This is a genomic window from uncultured Microbacterium sp., from assembly GCF_947632095.1.
Classification (GTDB): domain Bacteria; phylum Actinomycetota; class Actinomycetes; order Actinomycetales; family Microbacteriaceae; genus Microbacterium.
This window is the reverse complement of the sequence record NZ_CANROA010000028.1, coordinates 1-15,747: the sequence shown is the minus strand read 5'-3', so window position 1 is coordinate 15,747 and position 15,747 is coordinate 1. Positions and strand designations below refer to the sequence as shown.

Annotated in this window: 13 protein-coding genes; 8 read left to right on the top strand and 5 right to left on the bottom strand. The window is 67.8% G+C overall.

Going from position 1 to position 15,747, the window contains the following annotated elements:
• The first annotated feature begins 164 nt into the window (after positions 1–164).
• Positions 165–530 carry a DUF5997 family protein gene (locus Q0Z66_RS08485; protein ID WP_298040196.1) on the top strand — a complete coding sequence of 122 codons (366 nt, stop codon included), beginning with the start codon at positions 165–167 and terminating at the stop codon, positions 528–530.
• A gap of 22 nt (positions 531–552) precedes the next feature.
• Here Q0Z66_RS08485 and Q0Z66_RS08480 read toward each other — a convergent pair whose 3' ends face one another.
• On the bottom strand, positions 553–1,716 hold the full coding sequence (locus Q0Z66_RS08480) for an AI-2E family transporter (protein ID WP_298040178.1): 1,164 nt from the start codon (positions 1,714–1,716) through the stop codon (positions 553–555).
• A gap of 60 nt (positions 1,717–1,776) precedes the next feature.
• On the opposite strand from Q0Z66_RS08480, the gene Q0Z66_RS08475 reads away from it, so the two are divergent.
• On the top strand, positions 1,777–2,076 hold the full coding sequence (locus Q0Z66_RS08475) for a chorismate mutase (protein ID WP_298040176.1): 300 nt from the start codon (positions 1,777–1,779) through the stop codon (positions 2,074–2,076).
• A gap of 3 nt (positions 2,077–2,079) precedes the next feature.
• On the opposite strand, the gene Q0Z66_RS08470 is transcribed toward Q0Z66_RS08475, so the two are convergent.
• The 4 genes from Q0Z66_RS08470 to Q0Z66_RS08455 are packed head-to-tail and all read right to left on the bottom strand — an operon-like array spanning position 2,080 to position 5,884.
• Positions 2,080–2,673 carry a short chain dehydrogenase gene (locus tag Q0Z66_RS08470; protein WP_298040175.1) on the bottom strand — a complete coding sequence of 198 codons (594 nt, stop codon included), beginning with the start codon at positions 2,671–2,673 and terminating at the stop codon, positions 2,080–2,082.
• A 37-nt stretch (positions 2,674–2,710) separates the two neighbouring features.
• Positions 2,711–3,634, bottom strand: coding sequence for a carbohydrate ABC transporter permease (locus Q0Z66_RS08465; protein WP_298040174.1), 924 nt, complete (start codon positions 3,632–3,634; stop codon positions 2,711–2,713).
• A 1-nt stretch (position 3,635) separates the two neighbouring features.
• Positions 3,636–4,601 carry a carbohydrate ABC transporter permease gene (locus Q0Z66_RS08460; RefSeq protein WP_298040173.1) on the bottom strand — a complete coding sequence of 322 codons (966 nt, stop codon included), beginning with the start codon at positions 4,599–4,601 and terminating at the stop codon, positions 3,636–3,638.
• A gap of 32 nt (positions 4,602–4,633) precedes the next feature.
• On the bottom strand, positions 4,634–5,884 hold the full coding sequence (locus Q0Z66_RS08455) for an extracellular solute-binding protein (RefSeq protein WP_298040171.1): 1,251 nt from the start codon (positions 5,882–5,884) through the stop codon (positions 4,634–4,636).
• A 239-nt stretch (positions 5,885–6,123) separates the two neighbouring features.
• Between Q0Z66_RS08455 and Q0Z66_RS08450 the strand changes: the two genes are divergently transcribed.
• The 6 genes from Q0Z66_RS08450 to Q0Z66_RS08425 all read left to right on the top strand — a co-directional run bounded on the left by Q0Z66_RS08450 (position 6,124) and on the right by Q0Z66_RS08425 (position 15,550).
• Positions 6,124–7,038: an SIS domain-containing protein gene (locus Q0Z66_RS08450; protein ID WP_298040170.1), complete on the top strand. Its 915-nt coding sequence runs from the start codon at positions 6,124–6,126 to the stop codon at positions 7,036–7,038.
• Entirely contained in the window at positions 7,035–8,033 is a 999-nt protein-coding gene (locus Q0Z66_RS08445; RefSeq protein WP_298040168.1) for an ROK family protein, read from the top strand. Before Q0Z66_RS08450 ends, Q0Z66_RS08445 begins: the two co-directional genes overlap by 4 nt.
• Positions 8,030–8,962, top strand: a complete 933-nt coding sequence (locus Q0Z66_RS08440; RefSeq protein WP_298040167.1) for a 1-phosphofructokinase family hexose kinase — start codon at positions 8,030–8,032, stop codon at positions 8,960–8,962. Before Q0Z66_RS08445 ends, Q0Z66_RS08440 begins: the two co-directional genes overlap by 4 nt.
• Complete coding sequence (locus Q0Z66_RS08435) at positions 8,959–9,801, top strand: class II fructose-bisphosphate aldolase (protein ID WP_298040165.1); 843 nt, start codon at positions 8,959–8,961, stop codon at positions 9,799–9,801. Before Q0Z66_RS08440 ends, Q0Z66_RS08435 begins: the two co-directional genes overlap by 4 nt.
• Entirely contained in the window at positions 9,798–10,553 is a 756-nt protein-coding gene (locus Q0Z66_RS08430; protein WP_298040163.1) for a DeoR/GlpR family DNA-binding transcription regulator, read from the top strand. Before Q0Z66_RS08435 ends, Q0Z66_RS08430 begins: the two co-directional genes overlap by 4 nt.
• A 272-nt stretch (positions 10,554–10,825) precedes the next feature.
• Complete coding sequence (locus Q0Z66_RS08425) at positions 10,826–15,550, top strand: NPCBM/NEW2 domain-containing protein (protein WP_298040162.1); 4,725 nt, start codon at positions 10,826–10,828, stop codon at positions 15,548–15,550.
• Positions 15,551–15,747 lie beyond the last annotated feature (197 nt).

Here is a 15,747-nt window from a genome sequence, read left to right as displayed (position 1 = left end):
TCCGGATCCCACGCGGGTCACGACACCTGTCGGTCGAGATCACGGATGTCCGCAGCATCCGCCGATTTCGGCCGACAGGTGTCTTTTCGGCCGACACGTGTCGGCAATCGGACACCCCGTCAGGTGCCAGCAGCTCCTGAGACAATGGATGCATGTCTCCTCGAATGCTGAACCGCCGTGAGGTCGCTCAGCGACTCGACATCTCGATCGAGATGGCCGCACGCCACGAGATCCCGGATGCCGTCTCCGAGGCCGACGTGGCCGCTCTCGAGCAGGATCCGCCGGCCTGGCTCGCCCAGTCCCGCGCGAACCGCAAGAAGGGCGGACGCCCCGTGTGGGCGACGCTGACGTGCGACGTCTGCGGCGACTCCGAAACGGTGCGCCCCAAGAAGTGGTGGCCCCAGTTCACGCACGTGATCTGCGACGAGCACCCCACGAGCGCCGCGCCCGCACCGGCGGCCGGCACGGTGCGCAGCACCTTCGACGGCGTCGGAAGCCGGTTCATCGGCTTCGTCGACGCCGCCCTCTGAGGCACCGACGAAGCCGTCGTGCTCAGATCCGCGTATCCTGACGCGGGATCCAGACCTGCTTGATGATGATGAGGATGGATGCTGCGACCGGCACCGCGACCAGCGCGCCGAGCAGACCGAGCAGCGTGCCGCCGGCGAGGGCGCCGATGACGACGAGTGAGCCGGGGATCGAGACCGCGCGGTTCATCACCTTCGGGGTGAGCACGTACGCCTCGATCTGCATGTACACGAGGTAGATCGCCGCGAACAGGACCGTGAAGAGGACGTTGCCGGTGAACAGCGCGACGAGCGTGCCGATCACCCAGAACAGGATCGATCCGACGAGCGGTATGAGGGTGACGAGGAACGCCGTCACCGCGAGCAGGATCGGGAACGGCAGACCGAACGACGTGTAGAGGATGAGCACGACGATCGCGTTGAAGAACGCGAGGGTCACCATGCCCTGCACGTACCCGCCGACCGAATCGGTGACCTGATCCGTGAGGGCGCCGATCCGCACGCGATCGCGCGCCGGGATGAGTCGCAGGAGCGCCTGCTTCATGCCGGGCAGGGTCGAGACGAAGTAGATGATGAGCACGAGGACGACGATCGAGCCCGAGATCGCGTTCGCGATGGAGCTGCCGACCTGGAAGGCGCCGCCGCCGATCGTGAGGAGGTTGCCGGGGTCGGTGAGGAACTTCTGCGCGTCGGCGAGCAGGTCGTCGATCTTGTCGCCGAACTGATCCTGCAGCGTCTGGAAGAGGTCGGTGCGCTGGAAGTCGGAGATCATCCCCGGGATATCCTTCACGAACCCGGAGATCTGCTTCACGACGACCGGGACGATCGCCCAGACGACGAGCCCGAGCACGATGACGAGGCCGAGGATCACGCAGAGCACGGCCACCCCGCGGTTTAGCCCGCGCCGTTCGAGGAATCGGACTGCGGGGTCGAGGCCGAGAGCCGCGAACAGCGCCAGGGCGATGTAGATGATGACCGTCGACAGGTTCGACAGAGCGAGTCCGAGGAGGATCGCCGCGAGCCCGCCGAGGGTCATGAGGAAGCCGAAGATGAACGGCCTGTCGATGCGGGTCCAGAACGACTTCGACGACGGCTCGGGGTCGACGACCGGTCGCCCCTCGAGGTGCTGCTCCGGGATCTTCGGCTCGTCTGCGGCGGGCGTCGTCATCCGGGCGCTCTTCTTCTTCATGCGCCCACTCTAGGGCCCCGGCGCGCGATATCGTCTTAACCGTTCACGACGAGGAGAGACATGACCGACGCCGAAGAAGCCCGGGCCGAACTGCTGCGCCTGCGCGGCACGATCGACAACATCGACGCCGCACTCATCCACATGCTCGCCGAACGCTTCCGTGCCACGCAACAGGTCGGCATCCTCAAGGCGACGCACGCCATGCCGGCGTCCGACCCGAACCGCGAGGAGCAGCAGGTCGCTCGTCTCCGCGCGCTCGCCGCAGACGCGAACCTCGACCCCGAGTTCGCCGAGAAGTGGTTCAACTTCGTCGTCGCGGAGGTCATCCGCCATCACACCGCGGCCGCCGAGGGGCGCTGAGCCTCAGACGGCGATGACCCGCCCCGTGCCGATCCCCTCGACCGCGAGCGTATAGGCGCGGCCGATCTCGGCGTCGGGCACCGGTCGCTGGCCGGCGAACAGGCCGTGCTGGTGCGCGGAGCTCTCGAGCACGTTCGGGGAGACGGCGTTGATGCGGATCCCGCGCGGAGCTTCGGCGGCGGCGGTGACGATGAACGACTCCACGGCGCCGTTGGCGGCGGCCGCTGCTGCACCCGTGGCGATCGGCTCGCGGGCGAGGACACCGGTGGTGAGGGTGATCGAGCCGCCGTCGTTCAGATGCTCGAGCGCGGTGCGCACGAGCGCGAGCTGCGGCAGCGCCTTGCCGGTGAAGGCGCGAAGATAGTCGTCGGCGTCCAGCGAGGTCAGGTGGCCGAAGGGCACGGACCCGGTCGCGGCGATGACGGCATCCACTCGTCCCGAGCGCGCGAAGAGCGCTGACACCGAATCCTGATCGGCGATGTCGACGCTCCAGTTGCTGCTTCGAGAGGCGCGCAGCACATCGTGCCCGCGCTTCTCGAGGGTGTCGCTGACGACCCGGCCGATGCGTCCTGTGGCTCCGATGACGATGATCCTCATGGTGCCGATGGTATCCGCCGGGTCGTCAGCTCTCTGCTTACTTCACCGATCCGGCGGTGAGGCCGCCGACGAGGCGCTTCTCGATCATCATGAACAGGATGACCACGGGCAGGATCGCCACGATCGAGACGCCGAAGACGTATTGCCAACTCGTCTCGTACTGACCGACGAACTTGGTCAGCGCGACGGCGAGCGGCTGGTTCTTATCGGTCGACAGGATCACGAGGGATGCCGCGAACTCGTTCCAGCAGGAGACGAAGGTGAAGACGATGGCGGTGACGATTCCCGGCCAGACCAGCGGCAGGTTGATCTTGAACAGCACGGTCAGACGTCCCGCGCCGTCGATCTGGGCCGCCTCGTCGACCTCCTTCGGGATGCCCGCGAAGAAGGAGTGCATGATCCATGTCGCGAACGACAGGTTGAACGCCGCGTTGACCAGGATCATCGCCGTCCACGTGTCGCCGATGCCGAGCCAGTTGAACTGGCGGAACAGGCCCGAGGTGAGTACGGCCGGCTGAAGCATCTGGGTCACGATCACGAGGAACAGGAACACCATGCGGCCGGGGAACTTGAATCGGGCGGTGTAATAGGCCGCCGGCATCGCGACGAGCAGCACGAGCACGGTCGCGCATACGGCGATCACGACCGTCGACATGAGGTTGAACGGCAGTGGCGTCTCGGGGGTCGACCACATCTTGATGTAGTTGTCCCAGTTCCACTCGACGGGGAAGTACGTCGGGTCGACCGAGCGGATCTGCGACTTCGTCTTGACGGAGCCGAAGAACATGATGATGTACGGCAGAACGAAGATCGCGAGCACGACTGCTCCGGCGACCATTCGCCAGATCACGTTCTTGAGGGGGACCTGGTCCTCCGTGTAGCGGCGACGGCGCTGACCGACGGATGACGCGGCACGGCCGTTCCCGGACGTGGTGATGACGCGCGTCTCTGTGATGGTCATCTCACACCTCCTTCATGGGCTTGACGATCTTCACGTAGGCCGCGACGATCACGATGACGATGAGGAAGGCGATGACCGACAGGGCGCTGGCCACGTCGACCTTCTTCTGAAGCTCGATGTACTTGAAGATCATGGTCATGATCGTGTCGGCGTCGTAGCCGGGTATCGATCCGGTCATGACCTTCAGGATCGGCAGCGAGTTGAACACGTTGATGATGTTGATGAGCACCGCGACGCTGAGCGCGCCGCGCAGCTGCGGGAACACGATCGACCAGTAGGTGCGGATGGGGCCGGCGCCGTCCATCTTGGCGGCCTCGAGGGCATCGCCGGGGACGCTCTGCAGGCCCGCGAGCAGCGTGTAGGTCGTGAACGGCAGCGATACGAAGATCGCGATGACGATCGACCAGGCGAAGGCGGTGCCCGGGTTTCGCGTCCATCCGAAGCCCTCGGGGGTGTCGACGAGGCCGACGTCGACGAGGAATTTGTTGATGATGCCGAAGTAGGGCTCGAGGCCGTAGTAGAACACCATGGTCGTCATGACGACGGATGCCGCCCACGGGATGATGACGGCGAGGCGGACGATCTGGCGCCCGGGGAAGGCCTTGTTGAGGATCTGGGCGAGGCCCAGCGACAGCACGACCGTGATCGTCACGACGGAGACGACCCAGATCACGGTGCGTCCGAGGATCGGCCAGAACGCCGGGAACGCGAACACCTCGCGGTAGTTGTCGAAGCCGACCGAGCCCTTGTCGAGGCCGGAGAGCCCGATATCGCGGGTGGAGTTGAAGAACATGACTCCGGCGGGGAAGAACACGACTCCGAAGATCAGCACCAGTGCCGGTGCGATCCAGGGCAGTGCCCGCAGCAGTTCACGTCCGCCGGGGCGCTTCGGCTGAAGCGTCTCGGGGGTGCGGGGGCGGCGCGTGGCCGCCCCCGCGGGATTCGAGGATCTCGTCATCTGGCTCATGGATCTCTCCCGAACCCCTTTCTTACCGGGCGTCAGCCCGCGTCGACCTGAGTCTGGATCTCTGCCAGGACGTCTGCGGCGGACTTGGACTGCAGCTGACCGAACAGCGACTTGAACGCGCCATCGGCGACCGACCACTGGGGGTTGGTCGAGGGGAAGAACTGCGCGTCGGGCAGAACCTCGAGGAACGGCGCGAGGGCCTCCTCGTCGGCCAGCGCCTCGGAGCCGGACTTCGTCACGGGCAGGAAGCCTTCGGCCTGAACCCAGGGCACGTAGACGTCAGCCGAGTAGAAGTAGTCGAAGAACGCCGTGATGGCCTCGGCCTTGTCGCCGTCGTTCTGGAACGCCATCAGCTGGTCGGCGACGCCGAGGGTGAAGGGTGAGCCGTCCTTGGTGGGGATCGGAACGATCGAGTAGTCGAGGTCGGGGTTGTTCTCGGCGATCTGGCCGACCGTCGGCGGGAGGCCGACCTGCATGCCGATCTTGCCCTGGATGAAGATGTCCATCAGGGGCGAGCGCTGCGTGGACCCGGGGTCTGCCTGCGTGGCGCCCGCGTCGATCATCTTCTTGATCTGCTCGGCGCCCGCGAGGTTCTCCGGGGTGTCGATGGTGATCTCGGACTCGTTGCCGAAGGATCCGCCGCCGCCCCACAGCCAGATGGCTGCCTCGGCCTGCGCCTCTTCGGATCCGAGCGGCATGCCGTAGCCGGCGATGCCGCCGCCGAGGCCGGAGACCGCGGTGGCGGAGCTCAGCAGCGAGTCCCAGTCGGTGGGGGCTTCGACGCCGGCCTGCGAGAGCAGGTCGTTGTTGACGAAGAGAGCGCGTGCCGACGCGATGAACGGCAGCGCGTAGGTGGTGCCGTTGAGCTGCTCGTTCTTGATGAACGACTCCTGGAAGTCGGAGAAGGTGTCGGGGCTCGTGACCTCTTCGACGTCGTAGAGCAGGTCGTCGGCCGCGAAGCCGGCGAAGGGGCCGCCGTTGTAGATGTCGGGGGCTTCGCCCGACTGCACCTTGGTGGCGACGACGCTCTCGAGGTTGTCCCACGACTGGACCTCGAGGTTCACCTTGATGCCGTCGTTCTCGGCCTCGAAGCCCTCGATGACGTCTTCCCACAGGCCCTTGGTGTTGTCCGAGTAGCTGGGCACGAGCAGGTTGATGGTGGTCGAGCCACCCTCTCCGCCGCTGCTGCTGCCGCTGTCGGCGCCGCCGAACCCGCACGAAGCGAGAGCGAGAGTTGCGGTCGCCGTGATGGCGACTGCACCGAACCGCAAAGACTTCTTCATGTCATTCCTCACTGTGTGATGTGCACTGCTGCGAGAAAACAGATCTCACGCGACTGTGCGTGGTCTTGATACGCGACTTCGCGTACCTTCGTCCATTCCTGGTGTGCTGAACATTACCTGGATTTGTGAAGTGTGTGAACAAATGTTTCCAGATTGTGTCCGTGGGTCTATATGATTGAATCACCCACAAAAGAACCATAAACCTTCAAAGCCCGCACGTCTAGAACGGAAACTCACTCATGACTGATCAGACCCCCGCCGCCGCCGCCGGAGCGCACATGCGGGCCGAGCTGCTCTCCCAGCCCGAGACCTGGGCACGCGCCGCTGACATGCGCGACGAGCAGAAGATCCTGCCCTCCGCCGGGCAGCGGATCGCCGTCGTCGGCTGCGGAACGAGCTGGTTCATGGCCCAGTCCTACGCAGCGCTGCGCGAGACCTCCGGCCAGGGGATCACCGACGCCTACGCGGCATCCGAGGCCTTCCTCGATCGTGGCTACGACGCCATCGTCGCGCTGACCCGTTCGGGCACCACCAGCGAGGTCCTCGAGCTCACCGAGCAGGTCAAGGGCAAGATCCCCGTCATCGGCGTGATCGGCGACCCCGACTCGCCGCTTGTCGAGCTCGCCGACGCCGCGGTGCTGCTGCCGTTCGCCGACGAGACCTCGGTCGTCCAGACCCGTTTCGCGACCACCGCGCTCACCCTCTTCCGCGCCTCTCTCGGCCTCGACGCCGATGTCGCCCGCTCGATCGCCGATGCCGAGGCCGTGCTCTCCGCCGATGACGATGAGACGCTCGCCACCGCCGAGCAGTACACGTTCCTCGGTCGCAACTGGACGATCGGCCTCGCCCACGAGGCCGCGCTGAAGATGCGCGAATCCTCGCAGTCCTGGACTGAGTCCTACCCGTCGATGGACTACCGTCACGGTCCGATCGCCATCGCCGCTCCCGGTCGCATCACGTGGCAGTTCGGCGTCGCCCCCGAGGGCCTGTCGGGCCAGGTCGAGGCGACCGGCGGCCGCTTCGTGCAGCACGACGTCGACCCGCTGGCCGACCTCGCCCGTCTGCACCGCGTCGCCCTCGACCGTGCGGTCGGCAAGGGTCTCGACCCCGACCAGCCCCGCAACCTCAGCCGTTCGGTCATCCTGGACGCGTGAGCATCTCCGATTCCGCAGCACCGCGCGAGGGCGGCGACGAGCAGTCGTCGCCCCGTCGCGGTGTTGCGCCATCGGCGCGGGGGATCGGCGCGGGCTCGCCCGTGCTGGCCTTCGACGTCGGCGGCACCGATATCAAATCCGCGCTGTTCGACTCCGAGGGCAACGCGGTCGGGCTGCAGCGCACGCCGACCCCCGTGCTCGGCGACGACCCGGCGGCGGCGCTGATCGACGAGATCGCGCGCCTCGCCGAGGGGCTTCGGGCGCGGCATCCGGAGATCGCCCCCGAATCGCTCGGATTCGTGGTTCCCGGGATCGTCGACGCGGATGCCGGGATCGGCGTTTTCGCGAGCAATCTCGGGTGGCGGGATGCTCCGCTGCGCGCGATCGCGGCCGACCGCTTCGACCTGCCGATCGCCTTCGACCACGATGTGCGCTCCGCGAGCTGGGCGGAGCACGAGCTCGGGGGCGCGCGTGCGCACGATGATGTGGTCGTCATCATCATCGGCACGGGCATCGCCGGCGCCGTGCTCGTGGGCGGTGAGCCGTATACGGCAGGGGGATATGCCGGCGAGATCGGGCACTCCCCGGTCGCCGATGGCCCGGACTGCCCCTGCGGATCCCGCGGATGCCTCGAGGCCATCGCCTCGGCCGGCGCGATCGCCCGCCGATACAAGGCGAAGACCGGGGTCTCCCCGGACGGCGCCAAGGACGTCATCGCCCGCGCGGCGGCCGGGGACGAGACCGCGGCGCGCATCTGGAACGATGCGCTCGACGCATTGACCATGTCACTCGCGCAGCTGACCGCGATGTTCGCGCCGGAGGCGATCGTGATCGGCGGCGGGCTCTCGCGCGCCGGAGGCGCCCTGTTCGACGAACTGCGTGCGCGTCTGACCGAGCGGCTCAGCTTCCACCGGATCCCGGAGCTGCTGCCCGCAGAACTGGAGGGCAATGCCGGACTGCTCGGCGCGGCCCTGCGAGCGAGGGAGCTCACATGATCCTCACCGTCACCCCCAACCCCGCGGTCGACATGACCTGGGAGATCGACCGGATCGTTCCGGGCGACTCCCACCGCGCCGAGACCGGAGCCGTGCGCGCCGGCGGGAAGGGCCTGAACGTCGCCCGCGTCGCGCATGCCCAGGGCGTCGACGTCCTCGCCGTGACCACGGCCGGGGGAGCGACCGGCGCCGAGCTGCGCGCCGAGCTCGAGACCAGCGGCGTGCCGCACCACCTCCTGCCGGTCGCCGCCGCCACGCGGCGCAGCATCGCCTGGGTCGATCGCTCCCTCGGCGACACGACGATCGTCAATGAGCGCGGCATCAGCCCGACGACCGCCGAGTGGGCCGAGTTCGTGGGCGCCGTGCACGAGCAGGCCGCCCTGGCATCCGTCGTCGTGATCTCGGGAAGTTTCCCTCCCGGGGCACCCGAGGGGCTGCTCGAGGCGCTCATCGCAGCCTCCGGCGAGCGTCCGGTCATCGTCGACACCTCCGGGCCCCTGCTGCTCGCCGCGGCCGATGCCGGAGCATCCGTCCTCAAGCCCAACCGGGCCGAGCTCTCCGACGCGACCGGGCTCTCCGACCCGCTCGACGGCGCCCGCGAACTGCTGCGCCGCGGTGCCGGGCTCGTCATGCTCTCCCTCGGGGAGGAGGGGATGCTGGCGGTCACCCGTGATGCGGTCCTCTCGGCTCGTCTTTCCGCACCCCTCGCCGGCAACCCGACGGGAGCCGGCGATGCCGCGGTCTCCGCCGTCGCGACCCTGGTCGCCGAGGGCATCACCGACACCGAGACCATCCTGCGCCGCGCGACCGCCTGGTCGGCCGCGGCCGTGCTCATGCCCCTGGCGGGCGACATCTCGCCGCGGCATCCCGAACTGGCGGAGGACCTCACCGTCTCCGCGATCGACACCGAGAAGAAGGACACCGAATGACCCTCGCCTCCGCCGCCGACCTCATCCGCGAAGCCGCCGCCCACCCGCGCGGCATCGCCGCGTTCAACGTGATCCACCTCGAGACCGCCGAAGCGCTGGTCGCAGCATCCGAGCGGGTGGAGCTGCCCGTGATCCTGCAGATCTCTCAGAACTGCGCGAAGTACCACGGGGGCCTCGAGCCGATCGCGCTCGCGACTCTTGCTGTCGCACGCCGGGCGGCGACGCCGGTCGCTGTGCACCTCGACCATGCCGAGGCCCCCGAACTCGTCGATGAGGCCATCGACCTCGGTTTCGGGTCCGTCATGTTCGACGGCGGAGCCCTGCCCTATGACGAGAACGTCGCGCTGACGGCAGCCGTCGTGAAGCGTGCGCATGCCGCGGGCGTCTATGTCGAGGGCGAACTGGGCGAGGTCGGCGGCAAGGACGGTGCGCATGCGCCGGGCGTGCGCACCGATCCCGCCGAGGCGCAGGCCTTCGTCGCCGAGACGGGAGTGGATGCTCTCGCCGTGGCCGTCGGATCCTCGCACGCCATGCTCGACCGCAGTGCGTCGCTCGACATCGAGCTCATCGCGCGTCTGCACGCGGCCCTCGACGTGCCGCTGGTGCTGCACGGGTCCTCCGGCGTCGCCGATGCCGTCATCGCGGATGCCGTGCGGGCCGGCATGACCAAGATCAACGTCTCGACGCATCTCAACGGATTCTTCACCCGCGCCGTGCGCGAGAAGCTCGCCGCGGATGAGCGTCTGGTCGACTCGCGCAAGTACGTCGCGCCGGGTCGGGATGCCGTGACCGAGGAGGCCGCGCGCATGCTGCGCCTGTTCGCCCTGGAGTCCGTGTGAAGCGCGCGGCGCGTCTGACCGCGATCCTCGATCTGCTCGCCGACCAGGGCGAGGTGTCGGTCGATGAGCTCGTCGACGGGTTCGACGCCTCGCCGGCCACGATCCGCCGCGACCTCGACAGCCTCGCCGAGCAGCGCCTGCTGACGCGTACGCACGGCGGCGCGGTCGCGCAGTCGGTCGCCTACGAGCTGCCTGTGCGCTACAAGAGCCACCAGCGCTCCGAGGAGAAGGAGCGCATCGCGCGCGCCGCATCCGCGCTCGTCTCGGCGGGTGCCGTCGTCGGACTCTCCGGCGGGACGACGACCACGGCGATCGCCGCGGCACTGGCCGCCCGTGATGGCCTCGGGGAGTTCACGGTCGTCACGAATGCGGTAAACATCGCCGCTCAGCTGGCGACGCGGCCCGACATCAAGGTCGTCGTCACCGGGGGAGTGATCCACTCCCGCAGCTATGAGCTCGTCGGCCCCTTCGTCGAGCAGCTCCTCGGCGGCATCCTCCTCGACATCGCGTTCATCGGCGTGAACGCGCTCTCGGCCGAGGATGGCGCGGCGACGCATGACGAGCGCGAGGCCGCGGTGAACCGGCTCATGGCCTCGCGGGCGGTGCGCGCCGTCGCCGTCGCCGACTCCGACAAGATCGGCCAGAAGGCGTTCGCCCATGTCGGTGGCGCCGAACTGTTCGACACCGTCATCACCGACGCCGAGGCCCCGGAACTGACGGCTGCCGGCTATACGGTTCTCGTCGCGGAGTAGCCCCTCGCAGAAGCCCCGCCGCCGCATCCGGCCGGGGCTTCTTCGGCGACCCCGCCCGGTCGTCCATTAATTCGCTAGCCCGACGAGCAAATTCCTTGACCCTCCCGGGCCCCGCTTGCTAGCCTCAGCTCAACGATTGACTATGCGTGATTTATGCGCAGTTCAATCACGAACCATCACAATATGCGGTTACGCGACGAAGCGGGAGCATCATGACGGGAATCACCACCATCCGAAGGCGAACGAGCCCTGACGTGCGGAGAGGAGGGGCGATGCTCGTCGCCGCGCTCGTTGCCGGAGGCGCGCTCGCGTTCTCTCCGGCAACAGCAGCGCCAGCGCATGCGGCTGACGACGTCACCGCGGAAGTTCCGGTCGAGGAGGGCAGCGCCCTCGGCGCGATCACCGACGTCACCGAGACCGACGGCGCCGTGGTCTTCGAGACCGAGTCCGGCGGCAGCATCCGCGCAACCTTCCTCGATGAGCGCACGGTCCGCGTCGAGGCCGATCCGACCGGCGAGTTCACCGACCCGGCCAACAGTCCCTCGGGCAACCCGACCGAGACCGCCGACATCATCGTCGGCGACGAGAGCTTCACGGGCGCCGATACGACCGTGAGCGAGGGCGAGACCATCACGGTCTCCACCGACAGCGTCGTGCTCGAGATCGAACGCGACTCGGGCCTCATGTCTCTTCTGCGCGCGGACGGCAGCGTCGTCTGGGAGGAGAGCGAGCCCCTGAGCTTCGGCAGCCGCTCCACCACCCAGCACCTGCAGGCCCGCGACGGCGAGCAGTTCCTCGGCGGCGGCATGCAGAACGGCCGCTCGATCCACACCGGTTCCGTCGTCAACATCGCCCGCAACTTCAACTGGGAAGACGACGGCTACCCCAACGCCGTGCCGTACTACATGAGCAGCGAGGGCTATGGAGTCCTGCGCAACACGTTCGACCGCGGCACCTACGACTTCACCGCCGACCCGACGACGACGCACGAGGAGAAGCGCTTCGACGCCTACTACTTCGTCGGCGACTACAAGCAGTCCCTCGACGGCTACACGCAGCTCACGGGCCGCCCGATGATGCCGCCGGTGTACGCCCTCGAGTACGGCGACGCCGACTGCTACAACCGGTCGAGCTCGACGTACGAGGGTCAGCCCGTCGAGGGCAAGATGAACACGATCGACGCGGTCGACATGGCCAAGCAGTTCGTCGACAACGACATGCCGGCCGGCTGGATGCTCGTCAACGACGGCTACGGCTGCGAGTACACGCAGCTCCCCGAGACCGTCGAGGGCATCAAGGAGCACGGCCTGCAGACGGGCCTGTGGACGCAGCGTGCGCTGACCGAGCAGGAGTACGAGGTCGGCGAGGCCGGCGTCTCGATGCGCAAGCTCGACGTCGCCTGGGTCGGCAACGGCTACCGCATGGCGCTGACCGGCTGCGAGGCGGCCCACAGCGGCATCGAGCAGTACTCGGACGCCCGTGGCACCTCTCTCATGGTCGAGGGCTGGGCCGGTTCCCAGCGCTGCGGCATGCAGTGGACGGGCGACCACGCCGGAAACCTGGATGCTGTTCGCTGGCAGGTCTCGGCGCTGACCGGCGCCGGAAACTCCGGCATGCCTTTCACGACGGGTGACGTCGACGGCATCTTCGGCGGCTCGACGACCAGCTATGTTCGCGACCTGCAGTGGAAGGCGTTCGCGCCGGCGCTGTACTCGATGAGCGGCTGGGCCGGGGTCGACAAGCGTCCGTGGCTCTACGGCGATGAGGCGACCGAGATCAACCGCAAGTACCTGCAGCTGCGTCAGCAGCTCATGCCGTACATCTACACGCTCGCGGCCGACGCGCACGCGACCGGTACGCCGATGATGCGCTCCATCGCGCTCGAGTACCCGAACGACCCGATGGCGTACGGCGCCGAGGCGAACAATGAGTTCCTCCTGGGAACCGACTTCCTCGTCGCTCCGGTGTTCACCGACTCGTCGGTGCGCAACGACATCTACCTGCCCGAGGGGCAGTGGGTCGACTACTGGACCGGTGAGATCCACGAGGGCGGCCGTGTGCTGAACGGCTACGAGGCGCCTCTCGACACGCTCCCGGTTCTGGTTCGCGCCGGTGCCGTCGTGCCGCAGGGCCCGATCGCGCGCAACGCGTCGCTCGTCGCCGCGGATGCTCCGATCACCCTCGACGTCTACCCGCAGGGCGAGTCGAGCTTCGAGCTCTATGAAGACGACCAGGTCACGCGTGAGTACCAGAACGGTGTGACGTCGGCGCAGCAGTTCACGGTGACGGCTCCGGAGCAGAACGCCGGCGACGTCACGGTCACGATCGGCGAGCGTGCCGGCGAATTCGCCGGCAAGGCCGACTCGCGTCCCTACGCGCTGCAGGTGCACACGGGCTCGTCGCCCGCGGCTGTCACGCAGGACGGCGTCGAGATCCCGGCCGTCGCGGACGCCGCGGCTCTCGAGGCCGCCGGCACCGGCTGGTACTTCGACGCGGATGCCGCGGGCGGCACGATCTTCGTGAAGGCGGATGCTGTGGCATCCAGCGCCTCCTCGGTGATCGCCCTCACCGGCACGAGCGCGGTCGGCGGCAACGACATCGATGCCGCATCGCTGACGGTCGACGTGCTGCTGGACGACAAGGTCGCCCAGGGAGACATGACCGTCGCCCGCGTGACGGCCACGAACTCCGGTGACCGGGCGAAGTCCGATGTCGCCGTCTCGCTGGGCCTCGCATCCGGCTGGGAGATCGTCGACGCGGACAACGCCGAGATCGCAGAGCTCGCCGCCGGAGCCTCGGCGACGGCATCCTTCACGATCCGTCCGACGGATCAGGCGGCTGCCGGTGGGGCCACGGTTCGCGCCGCGGTCACCTACACCGCGGCATCCGGCGAGTCCGTCGAGAAGAAGGCGGCGAACCAGATCTACGTCGTCTACGGTTCGCTGGCCGGCGCCTACAACCACGTCTCGGTCACCTCTCTCGAGACGCGTGAGCTGGGCGACTTCGACGGCGGCGGCGCGACCTTCTCGGCCGAGGCGCTCGCCGCTGTCGGCGTGACCCCCGGTTCGACCGTGAACGTGGCGCTGCCCGGAGGCGACGTCGACTTCACCTGGCCCGATTACGAACACGGCAAGCCGAACGCCGTCGCGCTGGACGGTCAGACGATCGCTCTGGATGGCAAGGGCAGCCACCTGGCTGTTCTCACTTCGGCGGCCGCCGGCGGCGGGACGTCGCCGAACCTGACGATCCAGTACACGGACGGCACCACGCAGACCGAGAGCCTGTTCGTGCCGAACTGGCTGAAGACCGACACGGGCAGCGCGACGGTCGCGATCGAGCCCAAGGGGCGCAACAACCGCAACAGCGAGACACTCGAGTACGGCGACTACGTCTACGCGGTGTACGCCAATACGGTTCGCCTGAACCCGGGTAAGACGGTTGCTGCGGTCATCTTGCCGGTGGCGACGAACGTGAAGTTCTTCGACTGGCAGGTCGTCGAGCAGGAGATGCCGGAGGCTCCGGTCGGAACGGTTCACGTCTCGGATCTCGAGTGGATCGACGCGACGAACGGCTGGGGCGTCATCGGCAAGGACGTGGCGAACAAGGATGCCGCGAACTCGCCGGATGTGCCGCTGATCATCAACACGACCGATGAGCTGAAGAAGACCTACGACAAGGGTCTCGGTGTTCACGCGACGTCGAAGATCACCTACTACCTGGGTGGTCAGTGCACGACGTTCACCTCGGATGCCGGTCTGGAGGACGGCTTCGCCGGAAAGGTCATCTTCCGAGTCGACGTCGATGGTGCGCAGAAGTACCAGGGCAAGACGTTCACCGGAGGAATGCTCACCGAGCAGATCACGGTCGACGTCAGGGGCGCCCAGTACCTCGAGCTCAAGGTCGACCCGACGGACGACGGTGCCATCAACGGCGCCCATGGCGTCTGGGGGCAGCCGATGCTGGTGTGCGCCGACGGCGAGCCCGGCGAACCCGGTGAGCCGGAGGACACGACGGCACCCGTCACGATCGCGGAGCTCAGCGGCACGGCGAACGGCGCAGGCTGGTACAACGAGCGTCCGTCGCTGACCCTGTCGGCGACGGATGACGTCGAGGTCCAGGTGACCCAGTTCCGTCTCGGTGACGGCGCATGGAACACCTACACCGAGCCGGTCCTGCTGCCCGAGGGCGAGACGGTCGTCTCGTACCGTTCGATCGACACGTCCTCCAATGTTGAGGATGACCACGTCATCGAGGCTGTGCGGGTGGACACCGCACCGCCGAGCGTGACGGTCGCCGTCGATGAGCGCTCATTCGTCGTCGAGGCAGAGGACGCGCTGTCGGGTGTGGCCGGCATCGAGTTCTCGCTCGACGGCGGAACGAGCTGGGCGGCGTATGAGGCGCCGGTCGCGGTCGGGGACGAGGGCGGATCGATCATCGCCCGTGCCTCGGACGTGGCGGGCAACATCTCGGCCGCGACGGATGCCGTCGTCATCGACGCGGTGGGCGGCACGGACCCCGAACCGGAGCCCGAGCCGACCACGCCGTCGATCGTGGCGAGCCCCGAGGCCCGCCCCGGTGAGGAGATCGTGGTGCGATTCAGCGGCTTCGGCGCGGATGTCGCCGGCGAGGTGTGGCTGCACTCCGACCCCGTGTTGCTCGGCGAGTTCGCCGTCGACGGTGAGGGCGAGGCTGTGGCCCGCTTCCGAATCCCGGCAGACGCAGAGGCCGGAGCGCACACGCTGCGCGTCCTGGTCGACGGAGAGGTGCTCGCCTCGACCGTGCTGATCGTGGTCGCGGCCGACGACGAGCCCATCGTGGTTCCGGGCGTCGACCCGTCCCGTGATGGCCTGGCGGCCACGGGCATGGCCACCGGCCCGGTGGTGATCACGGGCGCGATCGCGCTGCTGCTGATCGTGGGCGGTGCGCTGGTGCTGTGGATGCGACGGGCCCGTGGCCTGCGCGCCGACGATGAAGGCGGGGCGGCGCCCAGCGCCTGATCCCGGCTGAATGACGAGGGGCTCTCCTGCGCGATGTGCGCGGGGGAGCCCCTTCCTCATCCCGAAGCGACGCGCCCGGGTTCCGGTGCTGATTTGCCCGATCCCCGGAACCCGCGTAACTTATTACTTGTTCGCCCCACAGGGTTGAGAGAAAGCCTCTGGCTCACCTCCCCTCAAGTGGCGGACAAGCTCCCGAA